Origin of the sequence: uncultured Paraglaciecola sp. (genome assembly GCF_963977085.1) — a bacterium.
Lineage (GTDB): Bacteria > Pseudomonadota > Gammaproteobacteria > Enterobacterales > Alteromonadaceae > Paraglaciecola.
Genome location: NZ_CAXBNC010000007.1, coordinates 14,244 through 40,823 on the forward strand (window position 1 = coordinate 14,244; position 26,580 = coordinate 40,823).

16 protein-coding genes are annotated in these 26,580 nt (G+C 40.5%); 5 read left to right on the forward strand and 11 right to left on the reverse strand.

Features of this window, described 5'->3' with window-relative positions:
- Positions 1 to 108 precede the first annotated feature (108 nt).
- The 4 genes from AAC000_RS10105 to AAC000_RS10120 are packed head-to-tail and all read right to left on the reverse strand — an operon-like array spanning position 109 to position 6,041.
- A complete protein-coding gene (locus AAC000_RS10105) occupies positions 109 to 1,614 on the reverse strand; it encodes a tryptophan halogenase family protein (RefSeq protein ID WP_339722353.1) in 1,506 nt (501 codons plus the stop codon).
- On the reverse strand, positions 1,611 to 3,119 hold the full coding sequence (locus AAC000_RS10110) for a tryptophan halogenase family protein (RefSeq protein WP_339722355.1): 1,509 nt from the start codon (positions 3,117 to 3,119) through the stop codon (positions 1,611 to 1,613). Before AAC000_RS10110 ends, AAC000_RS10105 begins: the two co-directional genes overlap by 4 nt.
- The gene (locus tag AAC000_RS10115; RefSeq protein ID WP_339722357.1) at positions 3,109 to 4,530 is read right to left on the reverse strand and encodes a tryptophan 7-halogenase; all 1,422 of its coding nucleotides are present in this window, start codon (positions 4,528 to 4,530) and stop codon (positions 3,109 to 3,111) included. Before AAC000_RS10115 ends, AAC000_RS10110 begins: the two co-directional genes overlap by 11 nt.
- Positions 4,530 to 6,041 carry a tryptophan halogenase family protein gene (locus tag AAC000_RS10120; RefSeq protein ID WP_339722359.1) on the reverse strand — a complete coding sequence of 504 codons (1,512 nt, stop codon included), beginning with the start codon at positions 6,039 to 6,041 and terminating at the stop codon, positions 4,530 to 4,532. The genes AAC000_RS10115 and AAC000_RS10120 overlap by 1 nt, the downstream gene beginning before the upstream one ends.
- Before the next feature lie 381 nt (positions 6,042 to 6,422).
- On the opposite strand from AAC000_RS10120, the gene AAC000_RS10125 reads away from it, so the two are divergent.
- Positions 6,423 to 9,710, forward strand: a complete 3,288-nt coding sequence (locus AAC000_RS10125; RefSeq protein WP_339722362.1) for a TonB-dependent receptor — start codon at positions 6,423 to 6,425, stop codon at positions 9,708 to 9,710.
- Between the two features lie 398 nt (positions 9,711 to 10,108).
- On the opposite strand, the gene AAC000_RS10130 is transcribed toward AAC000_RS10125, so the two are convergent.
- Complete coding sequence (locus tag AAC000_RS10130; RefSeq protein WP_339722364.1) at positions 10,109 to 10,795, reverse strand: flagellar brake protein; 687 nt, start codon at positions 10,793 to 10,795, stop codon at positions 10,109 to 10,111.
- Positions 10,796 to 10,964: 169 nt separating this feature from the next.
- Here AAC000_RS10130 and AAC000_RS10135 point away from each other — a divergent pair, with 169 nt between their 5' ends.
- The 4 genes from AAC000_RS10135 to AAC000_RS10150 all read left to right on the forward strand — a co-directional run bounded on the left by AAC000_RS10135 (position 10,965) and on the right by AAC000_RS10150 (position 18,716).
- Positions 10,965 to 12,779 (forward strand): PDZ domain-containing protein, encoded by a 1,815-nt coding sequence (locus AAC000_RS10135; protein ID WP_339722366.1) that lies wholly within the window; start codon positions 10,965 to 10,967, stop codon positions 12,777 to 12,779.
- 751 nt (positions 12,780 to 13,530) lie between these two features.
- Positions 13,531 to 15,081: an MFS transporter gene (locus AAC000_RS10140; protein ID WP_339722368.1), complete on the forward strand. Its 1,551-nt coding sequence runs from the start codon at positions 13,531 to 13,533 to the stop codon at positions 15,079 to 15,081.
- Positions 15,082 to 15,147: 66 nt separating this feature from the next.
- A complete protein-coding gene (locus AAC000_RS10145; protein WP_339722370.1) occupies positions 15,148 to 17,619 on the forward strand; it encodes a glycosyl transferase in 2,472 nt (823 codons plus the stop codon).
- Positions 17,620 to 17,621: 2 nt separating this feature from the next.
- The gene (locus AAC000_RS10150; RefSeq protein WP_339722372.1) at positions 17,622 to 18,716 is read left to right on the forward strand and encodes a cellulase family glycosylhydrolase; all 1,095 of its coding nucleotides are present in this window, start codon (positions 17,622 to 17,624) and stop codon (positions 18,714 to 18,716) included.
- Between the two features lie 70 nt (positions 18,717 to 18,786).
- Here AAC000_RS10150 and AAC000_RS10155 read toward each other — a convergent pair whose 3' ends face one another.
- The 6 genes from AAC000_RS10155 to AAC000_RS10180 all read right to left on the reverse strand — a co-directional run bounded on the left by AAC000_RS10155 (position 18,787) and on the right by AAC000_RS10180 (position 26,460).
- Entirely contained in the window at positions 18,787 to 19,803 is a 1,017-nt protein-coding gene (locus AAC000_RS10155; RefSeq protein ID WP_339722374.1) for a LacI family DNA-binding transcriptional regulator, read from the reverse strand.
- 526 nt (positions 19,804 to 20,329) lie between these two features.
- Entirely contained in the window at positions 20,330 to 20,728 is a 399-nt protein-coding gene (locus AAC000_RS10160; protein WP_339722376.1) for a hypothetical protein, read from the reverse strand.
- A 580-nt stretch (positions 20,729 to 21,308) separates the two neighbouring features.
- Positions 21,309 to 22,445 (reverse strand): N-acetylglucosamine-6-phosphate deacetylase, encoded by a 1,137-nt coding sequence (gene nagA / locus AAC000_RS10165; RefSeq protein ID WP_339722378.1) that lies wholly within the window; start codon positions 22,443 to 22,445, stop codon positions 21,309 to 21,311.
- Between the two features lie 25 nt (positions 22,446 to 22,470).
- The gene (locus AAC000_RS10170) at positions 22,471 to 23,427 is read right to left on the reverse strand and encodes an ROK family protein (protein ID WP_339722380.1); all 957 of its coding nucleotides are present in this window, start codon (positions 23,425 to 23,427) and stop codon (positions 22,471 to 22,473) included.
- A complete protein-coding gene (locus AAC000_RS10175; protein ID WP_339722382.1) occupies positions 23,420 to 24,742 on the reverse strand; it encodes a sugar MFS transporter in 1,323 nt (440 codons plus the stop codon). Before AAC000_RS10175 ends, AAC000_RS10170 begins: the two co-directional genes overlap by 8 nt.
- Positions 24,743 to 24,870: 128 nt before the next feature.
- Entirely contained in the window at positions 24,871 to 26,460 is a 1,590-nt protein-coding gene (locus tag AAC000_RS10180) for a DUF4832 domain-containing protein (protein WP_339722383.1), read from the reverse strand.
- Positions 26,461 to 26,580 lie beyond the last annotated feature (120 nt).

Genomic DNA, 26,580 nt, shown 5'->3' on the forward strand with positions numbered 1-26,580 from the left:
TTTAACAACTCACATTGCTGGCAGCAATTAAAAACTGTCATGGTGGCAAACAAATTTTCCATGTGATACCAAGATTCAATTGAATGTCCCATGCAGCAAATAAAACAACTAAGACTTAAACAGATCTAAAAGGTACTTTTCGTGTGGAGGCATAACCTCAACACACCTTTGTGTAGCACGATGTAATTCCGCCATTCGTCTTTCCATCATGTCATCTTCAAGTATATCTGCAAGGGGGTGATACCTTTTAGGCTCAATATTTTGGCCGTTAAATACCGCAAACCAACTCACAGAGCTAAACAATTCCAAATCTTCTCGGTACAGACGTGCGTTTTCTTTGTATATGGCGATACGTTCTTCAAGGCTTTTGGGAATATCCATGGTACGACAATAATTCCAAAAGGGGCTATCATTTCGCTCAGTGGCATAATAATGCAAGATCAGAAAATCACGCACTTGCTCATACTCTGCATGGGTTTTCCGATTAAAATAATCAATATCGTGTTGATTAAACAATTTATCAGGCCAGTTTGTCATCAGTCTTGCAATCGCACTTTGAATAAGGTGAATTGAGGTTGACTCGAGAGGCTCTAAAAAACCTGCAGCCAGACCAATTGATACCACATTTTTGTTCCATGTTTTCTTACGTACACCGGTTTTAAAACGCAACAGTCGTGGTTCTGCAATGGCGGGAGTTTCAAGGTCTTTATTGAGACTAGCCAGTGCTTCATCATCACTGATAAATTGACTGCAATAGACGTAACCATTGCCTGTTCGTGATTGCAACGGGATCCGCCATTGCCAACCCGCTTCTTTTGCTGTTGCCCTTGTATACGGTGGAAGCTCGTCTAATCTTTCTGTGAGTCTGGCGACGGCTCGGTCGCAGGGTAAATAATGAGTCCAATCTTCGTAACCGGTTTTTAAGGTTTCCTCAATTAACAAACCTTTAAAGCCAGAGCAGTCAATAAAAAGGTCACCCTCAACTAGCGTGCCATTATCAAGTTCTAGGCTTTCAATGTGACCGTTGTCATCATTTTGTTTAACCCTAACAATTTTACCTTCTGTACGCTTCACACCACGCCCTTCAGCAACGTTACGCATATATTTCGCATACAAAGCCGCATCGAAATGGTACGCATAATCCATACTACTAAAAGGTGATGACTTTAAATCCGGCCTTGGGTGTTGAAATTTGCCTGCTTTGGCAGCGAGTCCTGGTAAGCTAAATTCAGCAATGGGTCGAGCGGTGCCCTTTTGCTTTTGACGCAACCAAGTATGGTGAAAATGCACGCCTTGCATATCAATGCCATAGGGTCCAAACGGATGCACATAGCTGTCCCCTAATTTCCCCCAGTTTACAAACTCAATGCCTAATTTAAAGGTTGCATTGGTTTGTCGAAGAAACTCATTTTCGTCTAAGCCTGCTAAACGATTAAAATATTTAATATGAGGTATGGTCGCCTCGCCCACTCCCACAGTACCTATTTCTTCTGATTCAACTAATTGAATATTTATATTTTTAGTACCTATGGATTTTGAAAGCGCAACAGCAGCCATCCAACCAGCGGTACCACCGCCAACAATAACCACGTTTTTAATATTATTGAGGTTCAAGAATTTACTCCATTTGCATATTTTTGAATGAATTCAGCATGAGATGGCAGGCGGCTGACAGCCTGTATCATGGCACTGTTCATTGAATCTAGACTTCTTTGTATGTCATCAATTGGAATACCAGTTAATATAGGTTCACAGACTTCTGGCTCAATGTTTTGACCAAGTAAAACGGCTATCCAGCTAGGTTTTGAAAACAACTCCTGATCATCACGAAACACTCTTCCCCCCGCTTTAAACAATTCAATTTTATGTTGCAGGCTTTCAGGTATAGGCATAGTACGGCAATAATTCCAAAATGGGCTATCGTCCCTTTTAGTGGCGTGATAATGCAAAATAATAAAATCTCTGACTTGCGTAAACTCTCTCGTCATCAAACGATTATATTCGCGCTGAATTACTTCAGATAAATTGCCATCAGGATACAGTGATATAAATCGAGTGATCCCTTGTTGAATAAGAAAAATTGAAGTTGACTCTAAGGGTTCTAGAAAACCACTCGACAAACCAATTCCCACACAATTTTTAACCCAAAACTGCTCTCGACACCCAGTTTGAAAATGAATAGTTCGCGCGTCACCAAGGGGCTTTGCGTCTAAACCTTCCAGTAAAACCTGATTGGCGTCATCGTCCGAGATAAAATCACTGCAATAAATATGACCATTACCGGTGCGATGCTGAGTGGGTATGCGCCACTGCCACCCTGCTTTTTTTGCTGTTGATATTGTAAAAGGCGCAAGTGGTTCAATACGTTCACTTGCGACCGCTTGAGCTCGGTTACAGGGTAGCCAGTGGCTCCAATCTTTAAATTTCACCCCTAGTGTTTTTTCGAGTAAGAGGGCTTTAAATCCAGTGCAATCGATGAAAAAGTCAGCCTCAATAATACGCCCATCGTCCAAAGTCACACTTTGAATATTACCTGAGTCTTTGTGAGTCGCCACATTTTCAATTTTACCTTCAATTCGAACTATGCCCCGTTGCTCTGCAAAACTTCGCAAAAAAGCGGCATAAGCCGTTGCATCAAAATGATAAGCATAACGCAAGTGAGACAATACCGATTTGGGATTTGGATCGGGTAATATAAATTTCGCCTGTTTGGCCGCGAGAGAACAGATGCTGTAGTCTTCAAGTTTGGCAGTATTGCCATTTTGTTTACTATGCAACCAGTATTGGTGAAAGTCGATACCATTCATGTCAACACCGTGACCGCCAAATGGATGGAAATATTTATCACCTAGCTTGCCCCAGTCGCGAAACTCTATGCCTAATTTAAATGTACCTTTAGTGGCACTAAGAAATGCTTGTTCGTTAATTCCTAACATGCGATTGAAGTTGGCGATGTCAGGAATGGTAGCTTCACCTACACCAATTGTACCGATTTGTTCGGATTCAACTAATTTAACGGTTACATTTTCAGGAAGCAGCATTTTAGAAAGCGCTGCTGCTGTCATCCAACCTGCAGTACCTCCTCCTATTATCGCAATGGTTTTAATATTATTGGCCATGCTTTTCGCTATCCCGTAAATACATCGTGAGTTTCTCTAGGTAAATGTGATGCGCAGGCATACTAGACGCCAAGTGTGCAATGCCTGCGCGCATTCTATCCAAGTTGCTTTGTGTTTTTTCATAGTCAACTTGCTCAGCCATTCTGTCATAGCGCTCAGGTATTCTTCCGAGACCGGCATGTAATATTGCCCAATCTTGTTCATTGAAGGGCTCAAAATCAAAATTAGTCAGAATACCTCTATGGGAATACTGGGTTAATTTTCTGTTGAGTTTGTCGCAATTATCATAACCAACATCACGTTGCTCAGCATAAATTGCACGATGAAATAACTCAGCATGTGTTAGATCGTCTTGGAATCGGCGATTATATTCATGTCTTTCAATGTGCGTTTCTTGATTGACTGGAATCAGTTCCAACAAACGTTCAATGTCTTTTTTTAGCAAAATGTAGGCTGCAGGAGTAATAGGCTCTAGCGCATATGCAGCATGCCCTATGCCCACACAATTTCCTTGCCACGCTCTATTGCGGTGTCCAAGTGCAAAGGATTGAGAATCTGTTTGCTGACAGCCATTAGAGGATTCATGTAATGTAATAATTTGATTTTTTTCTCGCAAAGGAGTCACCGATTGCCATCCAGATTCGGTACCAGTAATTAAGCGACAGGCTGGTCCCGTTTGGCCACAGGACTGTGTTTCACTACTAATCTGTACTGTACGTTGGCATATAAAATCATTTTTTAGGGAGGCAAGCAATGTACTCTTTGTGCCGCTACAGTCAATATACAAGTCTGCTTCAAGCTTTGTTCCATCATCTAGTTGCACAGAATCGATACTATCTTGGCTATGATTTAGCTTGGTGATGTCAGCATCAATTACCTTAACGCGGTGTTTATCAATTTTGTCATAAAAAATCGCAGACCATTGTGAAGGATCAAAATGGTATCCATACTCGGCACGAGAAAGTGGTGATTGCAAATTATCGGTAGGCGGATGAGCAAAGGTGCCCTTTAATGCGGCTTGTGCACTAATTAAAAAATCCCCCAGTGATGCCTTATGTCTTGTCATAAAGTGATGTAATTCAACGCCTTCTGTAGCAGCAAAAGGCAAATGAAAACACTGCATCCAGCTTAGGTTATTGTTGCCCCAAGCGTTAAAACCCGTACCAAATGAGAAAGTGGTATCAGTATTTAAGATTAGTTGCGGTTCAGACACACCATACTGCAAGTTAAACTGATAAGCGTCAGGCGAACTGATGCCTCCGTAAAGTAAATCACTTGGGCAGGAACTAGCTGGCTTCACCCATATAATTGTAATGTTCTTTGGAAGGACTTTACTCAATGCTAAGACAGTCATACTGGCCGCAAAGGTATTGCCAAAGACTAAAAATTGAGATGTATCTTGTTGCGACATTATTTAGCTCTTAGGAGTTCTGTATTTGATGCAGCGCCAATCGCTTTTAAGAAATCTGCATGTGATTTAGCGTTTTGAACAGCACCTGCAATGTCTGCTCGCATTGCTTGAGATTGCCGTTTAACCTGTTCAAAATTACTGCAATCTACTCTAGGGTCATAATGTTGAGGAACTAAGTTTTGTCCCATCATGACAGCTATCCAACTTGGCGGTAAAAACGCGCCAAACTGGTAGCGCTGAATATAACCTCTATGCAGCCAGCCTTGTATTTTTTGTTGCAAACTATCAGGCAAGGTCATGTTTGTAAAGTAGCGCCACATTTCACTATCATCACGCTTTGTCGCCACATAATGCAGTAACAAAAAGTCACGAACCCGCTCGAATTGTAATGACATACGTGAGTTGTATTCTGAGATATCTAGGGGGCTTGTGCTGTCGTGAGGAAAAAGCTCAAGCAAATTTGTAATACCTTCTTGGATCAAGTGAATAGACGTTGACTCTAAAGGCTCTAAAAAACCAGCTGAAAGTCCAATAGCGACTACGTTATTTTTCCAGAAGTGATTACGACGACCAGTTTTAAAGAAAAGTTGTTTAGGCTCGCCAAGTGCAGGGCCATCCAAGTTATTCAGTAGTACTGAAACAGCTTCGTCATCTGATATATATTCATTCCAGTAGACGTGGCCATTACCGGTTCTATGTTGTAAAGGAATTCGCCATTGCCAACCTGCCTGCCTAGCAGTGGCGCGAGTATAGGGCGACAAATGTGTTTGTCGTTCACATGGTACTGCCACGGCACGGTTACAAGGCAACCAATTCGACCAGTCTTGATAACCGGACTTGAGTACTTGTTCAATCAATACCCCCCGAAAGCCAGAACAATCGATAAACAGATCAGCACTTATTTGTTGGCCGTCATCTAGAGTAATGGAAGAAACATCACCAGACTTTTCGTTGATAACTGTATCAACTACTTTTCCTTCAATTCGCCTTACACCATTAGACTCAGAAAAACGTCTTAAATATTTGGCATACAGTCCGGCATCAAATTGATAGGCATAGCCAAAAGCCTGTTGAAGTGGGGTTTTGCCGCCTTTAGGTAACTGAAATTTGTTATTTTTAGCAGCACTTATGCCAAATGCATAATCGTCTAACACCCCATAATCACCATGTTTTGTCAGTTTAAGTAAGTGCTGATAAAAGGCGACACCGTTAATACTTTGTCCGAAATCGCCAAAAGGATGGATATAACTGTCGCCTAAACGCCCCCAATCACAGAATTCAATGCCTAATTTAAACGTGGCTTCGGTCTGTTTCATGAAGGCACTTTCTTCTATTCCTAAGCCTTCATTAAACAACCTTATATGGGGTAAGGTGGCTTCACCAACCCCCACTGTACCTATGCTTTCGGATTCTACTAAAGTGATTGAATTTATTACATTTTTTAGCTTTTTGGAAAGTGCTGACGCTGTCATCCAACCGGCAGTTCCACCGCCAAGAATGCATACTCGCATAGAATTAATATTCCTTTCTCGTTTACATAGTGTTTTATTTTGTAACAAAGAGTGTTAATTTGTTAACGTTTACACAACAAGATGTAAATACTACCACAAGTCTTGAAAACTACCATGCATCCTTATATTTTTGTAAATTTTTACGGGTTATTATGAAAACGTTTTCTTTTTTGTTACAAGGTTGTTAAACTGTAAATGTTAGAAAAAAAGAAAGGTAATGTTACGAGGGGGCTAACAGTTCAGTCCGGCTTGTCGCTACCAAAGCCCACTTTGTCGTAAAAGTCGAGCTTTTTAAAACAAATAGCTTAATTTTCCTAACCTAGATTCACGTAGTGATTAACACATTCAACATATAAATAACAAAAACACACTGGAGAGAACATGAACACACAAAAGAAATCGATTCTCGCTTCATCGGTGAAGGTAGCCCTTTATGGAGCCACCGCGCTGATGACGTCGCTTGCTGCACATAATGCAGCCGCACAGGCGGTGCAAGACGCAGCAGATGAAAATGCAGAAGAAGTTATTGAAGTTAGAGGTATTCGTGGTGCTCTAGCCAATGCCGCAGAATTAAAACGTGAATCTAGTACCTTTATGGATTCTATTACTGCATCAGATGCAAACGCACTGCCAGACTTATCTGTTGCTGAGGCTCTTTCTCGCGTACCAGGTGTGACAGTAACTAAATTTGATATCGGCGCAGATGGCGGTGATTTCCCATCTGCAGAAGGGTCAGGTAACCTTATTCGTGGTCTAGGGCTTATCCGCTCTGAATTGAATGGCCGTGATGCCTTTACTTCAAATGGTAGCCGAGCGCTGGATTGGTCAAGCATTCCACCACAAATGATTGAAGGCGTGGATGTTTATAAAAACCAAAGTGCTGACCTTATCGAAGGCGGCATTGGTGGTAGCATTAATCTTAGAACAATCGAACCTTTCGATCGTGAAGGTAGTTTTGGCGTTGTATCGTTAGACGGCACCTACAGTGATTTAAGAGAAGAAACAACCCCCACATTTAGTGCCATCTTTGGTAATCGTTGGAAATCTGACGCCGGCGAGTTTGGCCTACTTGGTTCATTCTCTCATTCTGAATTGAAATCGCTTTTTAATGGCTATCAGTCTGGTGCCATAGTGCCCGTACCTGTTGGTTCTGTTGCTGGTGACCAGTTTCCTGATATTGATGTAGAAGATTTCACAGGTGATATGATACCAACAGAGGGACAAACAGTAGGTATCATTAACGGTTTCCAACTACGTGCTACCGAAGTTGATAGAGAGCGCAGCAATGTATATATAGCCGGCCAATACCAAAATAAAGATGAATCTTTTAAAGCAACAGTGAAGTATGTTCGCGTTGAAAACGAGACATTTGATTTAGAACGAACTACAGAGTGGCAGGATGGCGGTGTTGCTTATGCCCTCACCACTGGTGACAGCAATATAATTGCAACCGATGTACAACTTTCTCCTTATACATCATCAGGCGTTCCTCGCTGTGGTAACGGTGCAACAGGTGACGATGACGCGAATTTTTGTAGTCAACTTATTGGCATTGATGGCGGTTTATTTGAAGAAGGTTTGATTTCTTCTAATGAGAGTAGTTGGTACGGAGCTCCGGGTGCACAAATAGGAAACTTAGGCATTGGTCGTTCAGTTGAAACTATGACCGATGACATTAGTGTTAACATTGAATGGCAAGTTGATGATCAATGGTTCGTGGAATTTGATGCTCACCGCACTACCTCAGAATTAGTAGACAGAGAACAATGGATTGGTGCAACAACTCATTTAGACTTCAGAAGTCGACCTAATCTAGATAATCCAGAAATTGAATTTGCTTACAATGATGCCTTTATGTTTAACCAAGGTAATATTGTGGATGCAGGCAACAATATTGTCCCCACTACTGCCCCTACTTCGACAGCTGATCCTGCTGGTTATTTTATGGGATACGCAGCAGATAGATTCAAAGACGGCGAAGGTGATTCTACGGCGGTTAAAGTAGACGCAACTTATAACTTTAACCCTGATGGCGATGACTGGTTTCAATCCGTTAAGTTTGGTGTACGCCGAGCAGAACGAGATCAGATATATCAAGATGCAGGACTTAACTGGCAAGGAGTGAGTCAAGCTTGGGATGGTAACGGTATTGCCAGATATAACGCATTTGATACAGTCGCCCATCAGACCTACGATTTTGCTGACTTCCAACGCGGTGGCGTAGTAGTTGGTGATAATACTGCATTCGTATATGCACATCCTGATTTCTTAAGAAACCCAGATTTGTTTTATGACTTTTTGGCGAATGAGCCAGACCTAAATAATGGCGGCGATAACAACGATCAATACACCCCTTCATATGCGCCAAATAATAGTGACCGTAGAGATGCGAACTATGTCGAGCAGTACACACCTGGACAAACGGCAAATGTAAGTGAAACAGTGACGAATTTATACGCACGTTTTGACATTGCTCAAGATTTTGATAACGGCATGTATTTAGAAGGTAACTTTGGTGTTCGTTATGTCAAGATGGATATCAGTTCTGTTGGCTCCTTCCAATACAGTGAATTCGGAGAAGATGAACAACAAGCCGATCGTGATCCAGAGTTAGAAGCTATTGATAATATAAGGGACTTCTTGCCTGAATCTGCCGCCTATCTTGACCAAGCAGATACAGACAGAAGCCTTGGTTTGGATGAAGACTATTATTTACCTTCATTAAACCTTAAATTAAACTTGGACGATGAGTGGTTAGTAAGACTTGGATTAAGTAGAGGTTTAACTTTGCCTAACATTTCTGACTACAGCGCATCTCAATCTGTAAGAGCAATCTCTTCAATTCTTTTCCCTGAAATTGGTCCTGATGATCCGGATCCAGTTGGAGCCTTAGGCGCAGGCGTGTCTCGATTATTGGTAAGTGGTGGTAACCCTGACCTGAAACCAACCTTAGCAGTTAATTTTGACCTAGCTGTTGAATGGTATGGTGAAGCGGGTAACTACTTTAGTCTTGCGTTCTTTAATAAAGATATTAAAGATATTGTTCAAACAGATACCATAGTTCAAATTGATTCTATTGTACTAGACGGAGTAGATGTTCCTATTTTCTATCAAGGTGCGGTTAACCAATCTGATGCGACCGTTACTGGATTTGAAATTGCAGGTCAGTACTTCTTTGATAACTTGGAAGGGATCTGGGCCAACTTTGGGGTACAAGCCAACTATACCAAACTTGACGTTGATGCAGACTCTCCACAACGTTCTTTAGACGCTGATGGTGATGGTATTCCAGATAGCTTCGACGGTATCGTTCGTATCGAAACATTGAACGGGATAATTGGGCAATCAGAAAACTTTGCCAACTTGGTCGGTATTTATCAAGATGACAATTTGGAAGTCCGTGTAGCTTATCAGTACCGTGATGAGTTCTTGAACTCTTACGAGACTTTTATTACAGGTAACCCCAATATCCAAGATGCAAACTTCTCATTGGATGCGTCGGTTAAATATCAAATTACCGATAACTTCCAAGTCAGCCTTCAAGGAACAAACTTGACGGATGAGCTGCAAACATCGAAAGATATCTTGAATGAAGGTGGGGAAACTTTCCAACGTTCGAGCTTCATGTTTGACCGTAGATTCCAATTTGGTGTGCAATATACTTTCTAATGTAAGCCTTAAATCATAATTTAGAACCGCTAAAGACTCGTCTTTGGCGGTTTTTTTTACAACTATTTTTGGCAAGGTTTTCATTAAAAAATTGAAAAGGGCAACATCTATGTTGCTTTTATATATTCATCTAGGGAAGTTACATTTGAGGAATGTTTTGTAATTAACGGTTTTAACGTTATTTACTGGAGATTTTGGCTTTTATCTCATCAAGATGACTAGAAATAAAGAGTTGGATTGCAATTACTGATACCCTTTTAATTGCGCTACTCAGAAGAATTGAAAGCTAAGCTCCCTCCCCATTTAGTATATGAGTATCAAAATGCACCTTTGTTTAGTCCTCTATATCGGAAGTGCAGGTAAGTGATCCAATTAAACCAAAAGACATCAGCTGGAAATTAACTGGCTACCAACATGATATCTTGCAATAATTTATTGACCTCTTCTTCAGGCGTTTCAAACTTAACACCGTAGTACAAATTCACTTCGTCAGATTTACTGTTCATAATAATGCCAGTTAAAAAAGAATACTTATCTTTAGAAGCCGCAAAATACATTCTCACAACTTGTTTGAGTTTTGGTCTAGTGCCGTGTTTGCGTTTTTTGATACTCATTCGACAACCATGGACGGATATATCCATCACCATTGAATCACAAATAACTGAACCACTTTCTGCGTCTAGCATACTAGCAGCAATTCGTGTATTTGCTCTAGGTTCTGCACGTAGATCATGACTTTGGATAAGGAGAGGAAAACTTGTAAAAACCAAATGGCTGGGTTTGGTAGTAACTAAAATTATTTTTACTTTAAATGCGATGATTTCGCCGGTTTCGTCTTCAAGAATATATCTGGCGATGATTTCCTTATCCTTAAATATCCCCTCTCCTAAGGGCCCCCATTTACCCTCATCTGGGTATCTGAAGATCATACAACGGGTTCCATCCATACCCACAAACTCTGTTCGTACCCTTTTAGTTGTGGTAGCAGTAGTCAATTGTAAATCAATGGGACGCCCAGGACGCATGGAGCGAATTTTTTTTAGATCTTCATTGGTGAGCCCAACTTTTTCCTGCAAAATGGCCATTTAATTAAAAATCCTCTGAAGGCTTTGGTAGTATAATTAGCCTTACGTCAATTAAGTTGATGTTAAATAAAGTTTATAAAAACAACAACCCAGTAATCCATGTTTATTGAGCCTAGTTATTATTAATCACTAACAAGGTTACAATGTCAAAAAAAAATAGAGAAACATCATGCAAATCTCCCGCTTTCCCATTCAATATCATGTAGTTGTTTCATCTATTGCTGGGCATTCATTTGACGTCAGTTTACGTATTGAACACCCTGATAAAAATGGACAAATACTCACCTTGCCTGCTTGGATCCCGGGAAGTTATATGATCCGAGACTTTGCTAAAAACATTACCACTATTAGCGCACAAGATGATAACGGAAAAAATATAGGACTCACAAAACTCGATAAACAAACTTGGCAAATCCAAGGGGTCAACACTGCAATAACGGTTAAATATCAAATTTACGCTTTTGATCTTTCGGTTAGAGGTGCCTACATCAATGATGAAATAGCATTTTTCAACGGCACCAATATGTTTTTGGCGGTACAAGGGCAAACGGACAAACCTTGCGGTGTAGTCATCGCAAAGCCTTCACAAAGTCATTTAGAGCATTGGCAAGTGGCAACAACCATGCCCACTGCGATGCAACCCCCCCATACATTTGGCGAGTACTGGGCCAATCACTACGAAGAATTAATTGACCACCCAGTGTTAATGGGTGAATTCGATATTTTGCCCTTTACAGTGGCAGAGGTGGACTTTGAATTGATTCTAGCGGGTGGACATCAGGCTGATATCAGTCGCATAACAAAAGACTTAACCAAAATATGTCAACACCACATTGATTTTTTTGCTGATACCCCTCCAGTAACAAAGTATCAATTTATCACCCTTCTCACCGACAATGCGTTTGGTGGGCTAGAGCACATGAGCTCCACCGCCTTGATGTACAGTAGAAATGATTTACCTAAGGTCTCTGAAGCTGGAAAAATGACAGAGGGCTATCGCGTATTCCTAAGTTTATGTAGTCATGAGTTTTTTCATACCTGGCATGTAAAGAGGATCAAGCCCCAAGAACTATTTGGTGCGAGGTTAGACAAAGAGCAACATACCGAGCAATTATGGATTTATGAGGGGTTCACTAGTTATTATGACGATTTTAGTCTATTGCGATGCGGTCTAATTACCCAAGCAGAATACTTAAAAGTGGTCGCGCAAAACCTAACGCGACTGGTACGCAATAAAGGGCGCTTTAAGCAAACCATTACAGAGTCCAGCTTTGACGCTTGGACAAAGTTTTACAAACAAGATGAAGGCGCTGTAAATAACATTGTTAGTTATTATAACAAAGGCGCTGTTTTAGCTATGTGTTTAGACTTACTTATTAATCATCAAAGTAATGGGAATTATACTCTAGATAATGTGATGAATTACCTCTGGAACTTATACGGCAAGCTCGCTATCCCTACCCCAGTTGATGTTGTCCAAACTATTATTAAAACCCAATTGAATTTAGAGTTAAGTGACTTTTTCCAAAAAGCGTTATATTCCACTGAAGAACTACCTTTTGATGCACTATTGGCCACATTTGGTATTCAATGCCATTTTTCACCCAAGAACAACTTAGATGATAAAGGCGGTGAAATATCATCGTCTCCAATTAGCATTGAATTTGGTGCACAAATAAAAGCACTCGAAATAGGTGTGCAAATCACACAAGTGACTGAACAAACTGCAGCTTACACATCAGGATTACAATTTGGCGATGTGCTAATTGCTATGGATAATTGGGTCGTGACTAAAGATAATTTATTGCCACAGCTCAACAACCTTGTTATTGGTCAAACCGTGCAACTTAGTGTAATTCGTGACAAGAAACTCAAAAATATGCCTTTTATTGCTATTGCAGCACCTTGTGACACTATTGCATTAGAAGTGACTGATCAGGCGTTATGCGATAACTGGCTTCAAGTACACCGACCAAGAACCTGAGTTAGTTTACTCTCGCTCACTTGGTAGTGAATGCCGCTAACATGCCCAGCTAAAGATATATTGATGTTGAGCCCCCTTATTTGAACCCATTGCACTACAACAGGGGCTGTTTAACCGGATCAAAATACAGACGAAACTCCTGTATTCTGGCTCAATCAGTTAACATTAAATTCTAGATCCGAGTCTTTTGAGCGGACGTTTATCCATTAACAGCTTTTTAGCCCCTAAATAACACTCCCCCAATGAAACCGATTGTATTTAATATTCGAATTAAAAAACACTTCTCGTTACGGTATACAGGCAATTCAATATAGTAGTAAGCTAACTTTTCTGCTGCCTTGCCCAAACCAATATTAGCTAAAAAATTGTTATTTTTCCTATAAAAATCAATCCATTAAAAGATAAACAAAAAACATAAACAACCTTATGGTCTGGTATTTTTGTTTTTTAACATTTAAACCTCTTTGGTGGTTTTTGTATAAATTATGTAATTAATAACAAATCAGTTTTTGATATTTGTTATTAAAAAGTGAATTGTATATTGAAAACGTTTTCATAATGTTTTATTTTGGACTGTCATTTATTAACGCCTCATTAGTGACTAATACCTATTGAGATAAAGGTCATTAATCATTTTATCGCCTACGCAATTATTTGTTATGGGTAACAGTCAAAAAATCATTGAATTTTGGGACAATAAAAAAATGTACAAACAAGTCCAGTTCTTACTACTCATAGGGAGAAATACACTATGACAAAATTGCCTTTGTACGAAAAAGTCGGTTATGCAATGGGCGATGCAGCTGCAAACCTCGTATGGCGAGGAGCCCTCGCATACTTAGCCGTATTCTATACAGACACCTTTGGTTTGGCCGCCTCAGCCGCAGCCGTTTTATTTTTAGTTGTCAGACTGTCAGACGGTGTTACTGACATCATCATGGGCATGATTGCCGATCGTACCAATACATCTTGGGGTAAGTTTCGTCCTTGGATACTGTGGTCTACGCCCTTTTTATGTCTGTTTATGGTGTTATGTTTTAGCACCCCTGATTTATCCGACAACGGAAAACTAGTCTATGCCTACGTGACTTACATAGGTCTTACATTGGCTTATACAGTCAACAATGTCCCCTACTCTGCTTTGATGGGCGTCATGACGGATGATGACAATGAGCGCACGAGTTTATCTGGATTTAGGTTTGCAGGTGCCTTCTTAGGTGGCCTTTTTGTTATGGGGTTCTTACCTACCTTGGTTGAGACCTTAGGTGAAGGAAATGATGCACTAGGTTACCAATATACTATGTATGTATTTGCAGGTTTATTAATGGCGCTGATGGTGATTTCTGTCGCCACCACCAGAGAACGTGTTGCTCCCATTCAAAAGGTTGAAAAAAGCCTTAGTTCTGAACTTAAAGACCTCTGCAAACAGTTACCTTTCGTGTTAATGCCTCTGATCGTTATGACGCTGTTTTTCTATTACCGCAACTGGCAAACAGGTGTTTTATTTGTTGTTGTTATGACTGTAATGACTTGGTTCGTTAGAAGATTACTTAAGGCCAATAAACAAAAAGCTGGAAAGGAAGGTTCTGGGGTTCAGCAAGACATGCTGGATCTTATCACCAATAAACCTTGGCTAATTTTATTGGGTATTGGCTTTCTTACTATGATGTTTAACGGCATCAAATATGGGGTAATTGCTTACTATTTTAAATATTACGTAGGTGACGAATTATTAGTGGGTCAATATTTTATAGCGCTTTTAGTGGTGTCTATTCTTGGTGCTTTATGTACGAGTTATCTTGCGAGTAGGCTAGGTAGAAAAACCCTGTTTATTGTAGCCTTGTTGTTAAGCAGCATACTAACAAGCGGCTTTTATTGGTTGCCTGGCACCGATGTGACACAAATTTTTATTCTTGGCTGTAGCGCCGAATTTTTTGCTGCAATGATGCCCACATTATTTTTCTCCATGCTTGGCGACTCTGCTGATTACAACGAATGGCGCAATGGTAGGCGAGCCACAGGTCTCATTTATTCTGCAGGTACCTTTGTGCAGAAAACTGGCAGCGGCTTTGCTGGTGCACTGATGTTAGTGGTGTTAGCCAGTTATGGCTATAACGGTATGGACGCCAGTACTGTTGAAGCCTCACTGCCAGGCATGACCCTTTTGATGAGCTTTATTCCGGCTGCTTTTGGTCTTGCCGCTGCTGTTGTTATGGCGTTTTATCCCATTACTGAACAAAAACAAAAACTGATGAATGAAGAACTGATTGCTCGTCGAAGCGCCGTTGATTCTGCCGCTTAATTATTCAAGGACGAGCCTATGTTTTTAATATTTTTTTCCAACCATTACCTAAAGAGATGAGTAACCATGTCTAAACACACTATTACTAACAATGAAAAATTTGGTTATTTTGATGATCTAAATTATGAGTATGTGATAACCACCCCCTACACCCCAACTCCATGGATTAATTATTTAGGTAATGATGGGTTTTATGGATTGATTTCCAATACTGCTGGCGGATACTGCTTTGATCGTGATCCAAAATTTCGGCGCTTAACCCGTTATCGCTATAACAGCGTGCCTTTAGACAGTGGTGGAAGATATTTCTACATTGGCTGCAACGGTGAATACTGGTCTGCCACAGGCCGCCCTGTGAACACTGAGCTTGACGAATATAGCTGTCGTCACGGTATGGGTTACAGCCGCTTTAATGCCAGCAAAAATAACATTGCAACAGAAGTCACTAGCTTTATTCCCCTAGAGACTAAAGCAGAAGTGCATCGTTTGGTGGTCACTAATAATAGTCATACTGCACAGACAGTTGATGTTTTCTCATTCATCGAATGGTGCCTATGGAATGCAGAAGATGACGGTGCCAATTTTCAACGCAACTTGTCTACAGGTGAGGTAGAAGTTGAAGACAGCACTATTTATCACAAAACTGAATATCGGGAACGTCGCAATCATTATGCTTTCTATTCAGTCAATCGTGAAATTGATGGATTCGACACCAATAGAGAAAGCTTCCTTGGTCCCTACAGAGGGTTTGATCGACCTTTAGCCGTAGAGAAAGGCGAAGCGAGTAACTCAATCGCACGAGGCTGGTCGCCAATTGCATCCCATCACCTGAAAATACAATTAGCAGCAGGAGAAAGCCAGTCATTGGTGTTTACCCTCGGCTATTGCGAAGTTGACCCAGAGCAAAAATGGGCAGCTCCTAATGTGATTAATAAAGCTCCCGCCAAAACGTTAAGAGAGCGCTTTGACAATGATGAGAAAGTCGCTTCAGAACTAAAAAAACTCAATGATTATTGGCATAATTTACTGGGTAAGTTTCAAGTTGAAACCCCTGACGATAAATTCAACAGAGCGGTTAATATTTGGAACCAATATCAAAATATGGTGACTTTTAATTTGTCACGTAGTGCTTCCTTTTATGAATCAGGCATTGGCCGTGGCATGGGATTCAGAGACTCGAATCAAGACACTATTGGTTTTGCCCATATGGTGCCTGAAAAAGTCAAAGAACGAATTTTAGATTTATCTGCCACGCAAAAAACAGATGGCTCTGCCTATCATCAATATCAACCTTTAACGAAAAAAGGTAATGCCGATATTGGTGGTAATTTTAATGACGATCCTATGTGGATGGTGTTATCCACAGCCAACTACATTAAAGAAACCGGTGACTTCAGTATCTTAGATGAAGTGGTGCCATTTGACAGTGATATGAACAACACTGCCAGCCATTTTAATCATCTAGAGCGCGCATTTAATCATGTGGTCAATAATCTTGGACCACATGGATTGCCTTTAATTGGCCGTGCAGACTGGAATGACTGTCTTAACTTAAACTGCTTCTCAGAAAATCCTAATGAGTCTTATCAAACGACCCAGCGCGGTGATTCTAAGGTAGCAGAATCAGTAATGATTGCGGGACAGTTCGTTTTGTACGGGCAAGAATTTGTGGATTTATGTGTTCGCATTGGTAAAGAGGAGCTGGCAAAAAGTTGTTTAGCAGAAGTCGATAAAATGCGCCAAACCATCAAACAACATGCCTGGGACGGTGAATGGTTTTTACGCGCATATGACTCCAATGGCGACAAAGTAGGCAGTAATGACAACGCTGAAGGTAAAATTTTTATTGAATCTCAAGGTTTTTGTGCCATGGCTGGCATTGGCTTTGATGATGGTAAAGCGTTACAAGCTATGCATTCAGTTGAAAAACACTTATCAACGGATTACGGCATTATGCTGAATCAACCGGCATTTACAGGTTACAACAAATATTTAGGTGAAATTACGTCCTACCCACCAGGGTATAAAGAAAACGCCGGCATTTTTTGCCATAACAACCCATGGATCACTATATCAGAAGCCATGTTGGGCAGAGGTGAAAAAGCTTATGAGTATTACAGCAAAATTACCCCCGCGTTTCTGCAAGACGTACAGCAACTTCATAAAACAGAACCTTACGTTTATAGTCAAATGATTGCGGGCGCTGATTCAGCCAATCCTGGAGAAGCGAAAAACTCATGGTTAACAGGTACAGCAGCATGGAATTATTACGCAGCAACCCAGTATATATTGGGTATTCGTCCTGAATACACTGGTTTACGTATCGATCCTTGTATTTTGCCCAGTTGGGACAAAGTGACTATGAGCCGGACATTCCGCGGGGCCACTTATAAAATCGAATTACGTAATCCATTAGGATTAAGTAAGGGCAAAATTCAACTTGAAGTTGATGGGCAAATAATTGCTGGAGATACAGTAGATCCTGCAGTTTACCCTAGCCAGCACACTGTTATAGCCACTATTATTAGCGAGAATTAATCATGAAAACATTTTTGTTTAGCGCCTTTATATTGTCCTTAGCTATTAGCTTTCAAAATATAGCCGCAGTTTCAGGATCAAAAAACGCTAATAGTTGGTGGGATAATCCTTATCCGACTCAATTCGACAGTAGCCAGTTAAGACATAAATTGGACTTTGTATCAGTGCAAGGCAACAAGTTAGTTGATGAGGCGGGCAAACAGATAATTTTTAGAGGCGTAAACATCGCCGACCCAGATAAATTGGTGCGAGAAGGTCAATGGTCTGAAAAATTATTTAAAGAAGTCAAAGCTTGGGGAGCGAACATTGTTCGCTTACCTATTCACCCTGTGTCTTGGCAAGGCCATGGCAGAGACAACTACTTTAAGTTACTTGATCAAGCCATCATTTGGGCCAACGCACAACAGATGTATATCATCATTGATTGGCACTCTATTGGTTATTTGCCAGCGGAGTTATTTCAACATTCCATGTATGACACCACAATGAAAGAAACGCGCACCTTCTGGAAAGACGTTGCGTTTCGATATGCTGGCGTTTCAACAGTGGCAGTATATGAATTATTTAATGAGCCCACAGATCAAGGTGGTCGTGCCGGAAAAGCCAATTGGCTTGAATGGAAAGCCTTCAATGAAGAGTTAATAGATATTATTTATGCTCATGATAATCAGGTCATTCCTTTGGTCGCTGGATTTAACTGGGCATATGATTTGCGCCCTATTCAGCAAAACCCTGTGAACCGTCAAGGTATAGCCTATACCGCACATCCTTATCCACAAAAAGCGAAACCTAAGCTCAAGTCCAAAGAAAACTTCTTTGTTTTATGGGATGAAGTATGGGGCTTTGCTGCCAAAGACTACCCAATAATAGCAACTGAGATAGGATGGGTAAAAGCCGATGGTAAAGGTGCTCATATACCTGTTATCAATGACGGTTCCTACGGTCCACATATTATTGAGTTTATGCAAGATAGAAGTATCTCTTGGGTTGCTTGGGTATTTGATCCAGATTGGTCGCCCACTATGATCAGCGACTGGGACTTTACCCCCACTCAACAAGGCGCTTTTTTCAAAAAAGAGATGCAGAAGCAGCACTAAAGCAGTATTCAATGAGCAACGTCTATATTAGGTATTCGTTGCTCATGTTGATTGGACCCGTCGCTAAAAATTAGTTCGGTGCTTTCCCTGTACTGTCTCTTAGTTTTAATTCAAAGGGTAAATATCGTCTTCCAGGCTCTACCACCTGCCCTTTTAATTGCTTCAATAACAGTTCGATACAGGTACTACCAATCTCTTGCAAAGGCTGATGAACAGTAGTCAAGGACGGTGTCACAAACTTTGCATAATTAATATCATCAAAGCCCATCACTGAAATATCATCAGGTACAACAAACCCTTGCTTCTGTAAAAATTTCATCACACCTATAGCCATATCGTCATTAAAACAGAAGATAGCAGTAGGTCGTTGTGGCAATAACAATAACTGGCTAGCGCAATCCATACCTGATTGTACGACGTAATCACCTTCTAATTGCAATGCACTATCTAGTTCAATTCCGGCTTCTTTAAGCGCTAACTGATAACCCTCTAGTCGTTCATTGGAACTCGCAATATCATCAGGGCCGGTTATCGCCGCAATCCGCTTATGACCAAGAGAAATCAGATAATTAATCGCGGCTTTTGCTGCTGCCACGTTATCAACTGCAACCTGTACTACTTGGTCTGAATCAATTCGCTCATTGCCATTAACCATTGGAGGCAGTTGTTCCATCAACGGCACATTGGGATCTGTTTTAAAAGGAATACGCGAACAAAACAACAAAATACCGTCAGCTTGGCCATGGCTCACTAAGTCGGCGTAGTGCTGCTCTCTTTCTTCTAACCCTTGAGTATCACCTAATAAAACCGAGTAACCAGCACTTTGTGCTCCTTGCTCAATCGCTCTAATGATCCCTGCATTAACAGGATTAGTAATATCGGGAATAATCGCAACAATATTACCACTTTTTCGAGTACGTAAACTGGCACCCATACGATTGGGTCGATACCCTACTTCATCGATAACTTTTTTAACTTTATTTAAGGTTTTTTTAGACACCATATCTGGCGCACTAAACACTCTTGAGACTGTTGCTGGAGAGACATTTGCTAAAGCTGCAATGTCTTTTATTCCTAAAATTGCCACAAAAAAACCTCCTAAATAAAATCAACATCAAAGAGTAACATGTAAATCGATTTCAGTTTACTAAATGCCTTATTTATAAAGTATTTTTTAGCTGAGAAACGAAAATTTTAAATAACTATAGTAAGTTTCACTAAAATCACAAAAATACAATTTTAGTCTTTTCCTCTCATTTACAAAATAGAAACAAATTAAACATAAGCCATTGTATTTTATGACAATATTTAAAATCATTAAGTTTTCAACTAGGAAGGAAAATAACTAAAAGATAACTTTGCTAGCAATCGATTACAAAAACCTAATTGACTGAAAAACAAATTAACTTCGAAATACGTCATACCGAGGAAAGTGAAGTTGAAGTCTTGTTTAATGACATTTGTCTTAGCAACTGAAGCATACTTGATAACAAGTGGGGACTGGTTTAAATGACAACTATTAGAATGCAGCTCATTCGGTTAACAAACCTTGTTTGCACTTTAAGAGCGATTCTAAAGTTTACTGGATAGCAACGCCTTTAAGAAAAAACGACTTATAAACACTTATCACTTCTCATCCGATACGCCGTTCGATTTGAATCTGTGGAGATAATCATTTCTCCGTTAGCCAACTTGATAATTTGGTCTACTAACATTATTCCTGAGGGTATTTCAAAATCACCTGAACTGCCCAGAACAATATTGGTCAATTGGCCATTTTGAATATTCCAGATCCCATTAATAATAATCGAAGTGGTCTCACATGACGCGTCTTTAAACTGACGATGAATTGCCGTGCCATCTTTTTTATATTCGGTTATAAACCACTCAGCGCCAAAATATTGGTCTTGATCTCCGGTAATCCAACTGCCAATAATTTCTTTTTGAAGGTCGGAGTCATTACACATTCCAAAGGAGGAAAACAGCACTAAAAAGGACATGAAAATTTTCAAAAAGGCTCCAAACATTAAAAAGCAATACTATGCGTAGTAAGAGGCAATAAATCAGGTGCATAAAATAAGTGAGGAATGCGCAAAAGCCAACTCCTTTTTAACTTTTTAAAAGGCTTTTTGTAACAAAAATCGAATGACCAGCCAGTACCTAAAATTTTCCATGTACCAAGATCACTATTAACAGACAATGAGATACGACTAAATCTGCTTATTCCATTAATTGTATTGGGTCGCTTTTTTAGAAGTAACAAAGGTCAACAATTTATAAATCACAGAGAAAAAATTTCGGATATCACTGCATATGCCAACTTAACGGACAACAATATGTATGCGACAGGTATCATTGAGTGATTGATAGCCTTGACCTTTTACCTTGATAAGCTTGATGTAGATAGTTATGGCTTATATTCGCTGATTTTTGCGTTTTTTCCTTTACCCTGCGTGTTTTACGCTCATGTGCGTTTTGCACTAATAAGTAAGACAAAAACGCCCCAGTAACCAAGCACAAAAGTCCATCAACTCATTAAACTCCGCTGTGGCCGAAACCGTTAAAGAGGTAATTTACCTACAACGTCTAAAATTATTTTTCGCCGGCAATCCAAGTCCCAGTTACATTCTGGTTGGCATCCAACGACACAAAACTCGCCTGAAAGCCTGGCTTAATGAAACCTAATTGATCCTCAACTCCGATTGCTTGAGCAGGATATACTGTAGCCATTCGAACAGCCTCCATCCAATCAACGCGGGCAAACTTCATGGCATTTTTAATCGCCGTGTTCATATCTAAATCAGAACCCGCTAATGAGCCTGCGGCATTTGTACATCGCCCATCAATAGCGTGGATAGTTTCGCCATCAAGCATAAATGACTTCTCTGATGCCCCCACTGTAGACATCGCATCGGTGACTAAAATAGCTCCACCTTGTTGTTTTGCTGCCACTGCTACGCGAAATGCAGCTGGATGCATATGGAATCCATCGGCAATAATACCAAACCAACTATGTTCGTCATTTAGCGCTGCACCAACCATACCTGGTGCACGACTTTGCAGCGGTGTCATAGCATTGTATAAGTGCGTAAAGCCAGTTACACCAGCTTCTAACGCTTCACAGGTTTGTTCGTAATCAGCGCCTGTATGCCCAGCCGAAACCACGACTCCTTGGTCACAAATGCGTTTAATCATTGGGCCGGTAGTCAATTCTGGTGCGATGGTTATCAATGTTTTACCTAATTTTAAAGAGGTAATAATGTCAAAACCTTGTTCGTCAATAACACAAAACTTTTCTGCCGCATGAGCACCTTTACGCTCAGGGTTTAGAAAAGGCCCTTCTAGATGCACCCCTAAGATCCCAGGCACGCCTTCTTGTATTGCCTGAGTAATGGCCGCAATTGCTTGTCGCATAACGTCATAACTGTCGGTAATCAAGGTGGGTAAAAGGCCAGTGGTGCCGTACTGTCGATGTGCTTTAGCTATGGTGCGCAATCCTTCAACGCTAAGCTCATTATTAAACATCACGCCACCACCGCCATTAACTTGTAAGTCAATAAAACCAGGTACTAAATAATTGCCTTTCAGGTCGAAATCAACCTCAATATCTGCTGGCAATTGCTCTTGTGGCAATACCTGCACCACTTTATCGCCATCTATAATCACAGCATGATTTTTGAGTAGCGTTTCACCATTAAAGACATGGCCATTGACAATTGATTTAATCATTTATGTTTATAATCCAGATTGTTAGTTAATTTTGCACGGCTGCGTTATCGGCATTATCTCGCCCAAGGATCGCGGCTCCGCGTACACCACTTGAATCACCAAACATGGCAGCCACAACAGGAGGAGCAATTACGCCATTAAAAAAATACTTTTGCATAACTTGAGGAAGACGAGAATAAATCTCGGCAATATTAGACAAGCCTCCCCCTAATACAATGATATCGGGATCATACATAAGGGTTAGCTGGGCGAAGTAACATCCTAAACAATCGATATAAATGTCCATCACCTCAATGGCTTTTGCTTCATTATCTCTCAAAGCCTTTACCAACATAGGTACTGAAGTGTAATTAGTATTAAAATGTGAACACATCCATAACAAGCCAGGGCCAGCTAGATATTCCTCAACACAACCGACTAAGCCACAACCACATTGACGCAACGGAAACTGGTAACGTTGTTGCAATATCGCGGGCAGAGAAACATGACCAAATTCACAAGACACATTTTGTTTGCTCTTATAAAGTTGCCCTTCTATACACAAACCACCAGCAAAACCAGTCCCTACCACCACGCCCAATGCATTATCTTTACTTTGGGCCGCACCGCCACGAGCCTCAGATAATGCAAATGCCTTAACATCATTTTCAAACGCTACGGCTCGACCTAACTTTGCACATGTATCCTTAACAATAAATTGACCGTTAACACTGGCAATATTAGCTGAAACAGAACGTCCTTGATTATCCAAATACCCTGGAAAACCAATGCCTACCGTTCCTTTTATATTAGACTTTTTATCAGCCTCAACAACCATTTGAGCAATAGTAGACAACAACGCTTGATAGTCATCTTGAGGGGTCGGCAAACGCCACGACGCGACTCGTTCTAGTTGCGAATTAAATATGGCCAGTTCAATTTTTGTGCCGCCAATATCAAGGCCATAATGCATTTTTTCAGACTTTAAAGTTTGACTAACCACGGCTCCACTGCCTCAATTTATGACCTTTAACAGCGTAAAAAACGATAAATACATAACAAGGGATCATTATCCAATAAGCACTCTGAGCATTACCAGAAGCCTCAACCAAAACGCCATAAAGCAGAGGCAACAATGCCCCACCAGAAATTCCCATTATTAGCAAAGCAGAAGCGGTACTGGTGTCTTTTTGATTCAAGCCACTCAGGGCTAACGGCCAAATGGCTGGCCAAACCAAAGCATTCGCTAAACCAAATAGCGCTACATACAGAACTGCATTTGGAATAGCCGGTAATCCCGTCCATGCAAATATCATGTCCCATATTCCATTTGAATCGGCACTGGCATTCAGTAGCAATACCGTCAATAACACTCCCAAAATGGCAGAAATGGCCAAGGCCTTCCCCTGACTAAGCCATCGAGGAATAACCAACAATCCCAAAATATACCCCAGCACCATAAATCCCATAGTATAAGAGGTCATCTGTCCAAAATTGCTCACACCTAATTCCTTACTAAACAAACCAATGGTATCACCCGCTACCACTTCAGCTCCCACATAGAAAAACAGTGCGATAGCCCCAAGTATCACCTGAGGTTTCTGTAAAATATTGCTACTACTGTCATCTTCAGTGGCGGAAGTCTCATCATCAGAATTAACGCTAGGAAGAGGCACCAATTTGATAAAAATGCCAAGCAACAACAACATAAAGGCCATCATCAAATAAGGGGTAACCAGTCGTGAAGAGAGCTCAGCTAATTCAATTGCTTTTTGTTCTACATTTAATGAGGCTAATCGAACTTCGGTAAATTGTGACATGTCGGTTAATATAAATGCAGTAAACACCAGAGGAGCAATAACCCCCGCCCCTTTATTTAGAATCCCCATGATACTAATACGCACAGCAGCCGATTCGCGCGGGCCAAGCAGCACAATATAAGGATTCGAAGCCGTTTGCAGAATAGTTAACCCCGCACCCAACATAAACAATGCCAGCAAAAATACGCCATATTCTCTAGTATAAGCGGCAGGAATAAAGGTTAATGCGCCGGCCACCATCACAAATAATCCCAGCACCATCCCCTCCTTAAAGCCTGTTTTGCGCAGGATATAAGACATGGGTAAGGCCATAACTGTGTAGGATATATAAAAAGCCATAGTCACCAAATAGGCTTCGATATGATCTAGTTCACAGGCAATTTGCAAGAACGGGATCAATGAGCCGTTGAGCCAAGTGACAAAACCAAACATGAAGAACAGTGAACCTATAATCAACATAGGCATTAAAGTGGAAGAAGGTTTATTTGCAGTACTCATAGCGGCATCCAATTTATTGTTTTTATTAAAATTTAAATGAAATAGTAAACTGATTAATATCTTTTATCACAGGCACTTTACACGCAGTACCCACAACAAAAATAATTCCTATATACCCTGAACAAAAATTACTCAGTCAAGTTAATGTTATGCAGTAGCGAGTTATAACCTTCTACTTCATTCCATGTGTTTTTATTGGCAAATTGAATACTGTACTCGGGGCGATTAGCAATAATCCCATTATTGCTAATATCCGCGATATGCAATGACATACTGTACTCGCCAGTGGCTACTTTATTGGGTAATAGTAAATTTTCCTCAATCCTTATTTGTTGTTCAGGACGCCATTGCCTAACATCGTACCGTGCATGATCTAAAGCAATATAGAATGTTTCACCGCTTATTTTATGGGTAAATACGACTCGTAACTCCATTGGAAACATCGGTGAGGTAAAGCCCAAATTTTGAATTGCTAAATAAAATGGAACAGATTGACCTATAATTGCAGACTCTGGTAAGCGCGCCTCCAGCATACTTAAACGGTAACCTAGACGAAGCTTAATATCTGCCATACAACTTTCATCTTGCCAATCATTATTGACTTTATTGTTATAGGCAGAATTTAGATAAGTAAAATTGAAACGGTCAATTGTGTCCTCCACACCACCACTACAATCATTTTGGGGTGAATAATCATCATCATGGCAAGTCTCACCACCAACAAGCGTGTACAAACTGTTCTGGGCTTGGTGCTCTTTTAGTGTCTGCACAACTTTTTCATTGTTAACTGGCGCATTCGAGGAAGTGCCATAATCAGCATAGGTTCCCCAGTCATCTTCAGTTGCTAAAAAACAATCATTATAAAGGCCTAGTCTGGACGCATCGCTGCCATCAAAAGCATCTTTCTCAGAAAGCGCTGCAGACGTAATAGCTGCGTCTACGCCGTGAACAAATTTTTGAATTAATTGCGGTTTACGAACCTGAACAGTAATGTCTTTGGGTACAGAATCCAAAATCGCTTTAACCACTTCGATTCGGTCCTGCCAGTTTTCGTCATAAATTGTACCCTGGGCATCAAAGTCACCAAAATGATCGGTAAACATCATTTCCCCCCAAGTGCCAATAAACCCAGCCTGCCAAGTCAATAAAACGTCATGATTATGACTCAATACTTTTGACACTTGTTGGATATGAGCCAACACAATTTTTTTACTCGCATCACCATAGGGAGGACATATCCACGCACCACAATCGCCTGTAGGAGGTACGTTGTTATAGGAAAACCGTACGATAATTTTAACACCTGCCTGTCTAGCAATATCAAAATCGCCTTGCAGCTGCTGCAGAAACTCTGGCGATAAGGTCTCGTCAGTGACAAAGGAATCTAAAATATATTGGCGTAGTAAAATAGTATGTTTAATTTCATAATTACCATCTGTTGGCGTAGTGAAATTATTACGAAGTGTTAAGGCTTCATCTAGTTTTAAGGGCTCAAAATCACTCGATTTAGTTGCATAAGGGTAATAAAAACCTCTTCCTGGATTCACTATATCAACCTTAGATACATCGTATTTGATGACTGAGTTTAGTGATGTATTTTCACTTCGGTGTTCAGAATTACTCGCTCCGCAACCTAATAAACCTAAAAGAGCCAATAAAATTAACCAAGGTCTATTTTGAATTTCCCTGATCATTTTAGATGCTATTTTCAATACCATGAAACCGCCGATAACAATTTAATTATCAAGCAGTGTATCTATCAAACTCGACACAATCAACCTAAAATGAAAGCAAAACAACAAAATGAAATTTAAAAGACAACTATGAGATATTAAATA

Excerpts from the sequence above, each read along its gene's own strand:
- AAC000_RS10175 (WP_339722382.1), bottom strand. The coding sequence starts at position 24,742 with ATGAGTACTGCAAATAAACCTTCTTCCACTTTAATGCCTATGTTGATT.
- AAC000_RS10145 (WP_339722370.1), top strand. The coding sequence starts at position 15,148 with ATGTCTAAACACACTATTACTAACAATGAAAAATTTGGTTATTTTGAT.
- AAC000_RS10125 (WP_339722362.1), top strand. The coding sequence starts at position 6,423 with ATGAACACACAAAAGAAATCGATTCTCGCTTCATCGGTGAAGGTAGCC.
- AAC000_RS10135 (WP_339722366.1), top strand. The coding sequence starts at position 10,965 with ATGCAAATCTCCCGCTTTCCCATTCAATATCATGTAGTTGTTTCATCT.
- AAC000_RS10180 (WP_339722383.1), bottom strand. The coding sequence starts at position 26,460 with ATGGTATTGAAAATAGCATCTAAAATGATCAGGGAAATTCAAAATAGA.
- AAC000_RS10140 (WP_339722368.1), top strand. The coding sequence starts at position 13,531 with ATGACAAAATTGCCTTTGTACGAAAAAGTCGGTTATGCAATGGGCGAT.
- AAC000_RS10150 (WP_339722372.1), top strand. The coding sequence starts at position 17,622 with ATGAAAACATTTTTGTTTAGCGCCTTTATATTGTCCTTAGCTATTAGC.
- AAC000_RS10130 (WP_339722364.1), bottom strand. The coding sequence starts at position 10,795 with ATGGCCATTTTGCAGGAAAAAGTTGGGCTCACCAATGAAGATCTAAAA.
- AAC000_RS10120 (WP_339722359.1), bottom strand. The coding sequence starts at position 6,041 with ATGCGAGTATGCATTCTTGGCGGTGGAACTGCCGGTTGGATGACAGCG.
- AAC000_RS10110 (WP_339722355.1), bottom strand. The coding sequence starts at position 3,119 with ATGGCCAATAATATTAAAACCATTGCGATAATAGGAGGAGGTACTGCA.
- nagA (WP_339722378.1), bottom strand. The coding sequence starts at position 22,445 with ATGATTAAATCAATTGTCAATGGCCATGTCTTTAATGGTGAAACGCTA.
- AAC000_RS10115 (WP_339722357.1), bottom strand. The coding sequence starts at position 4,530 with ATGTCGCAACAAGATACATCTCAATTTTTAGTCTTTGGCAATACCTTT.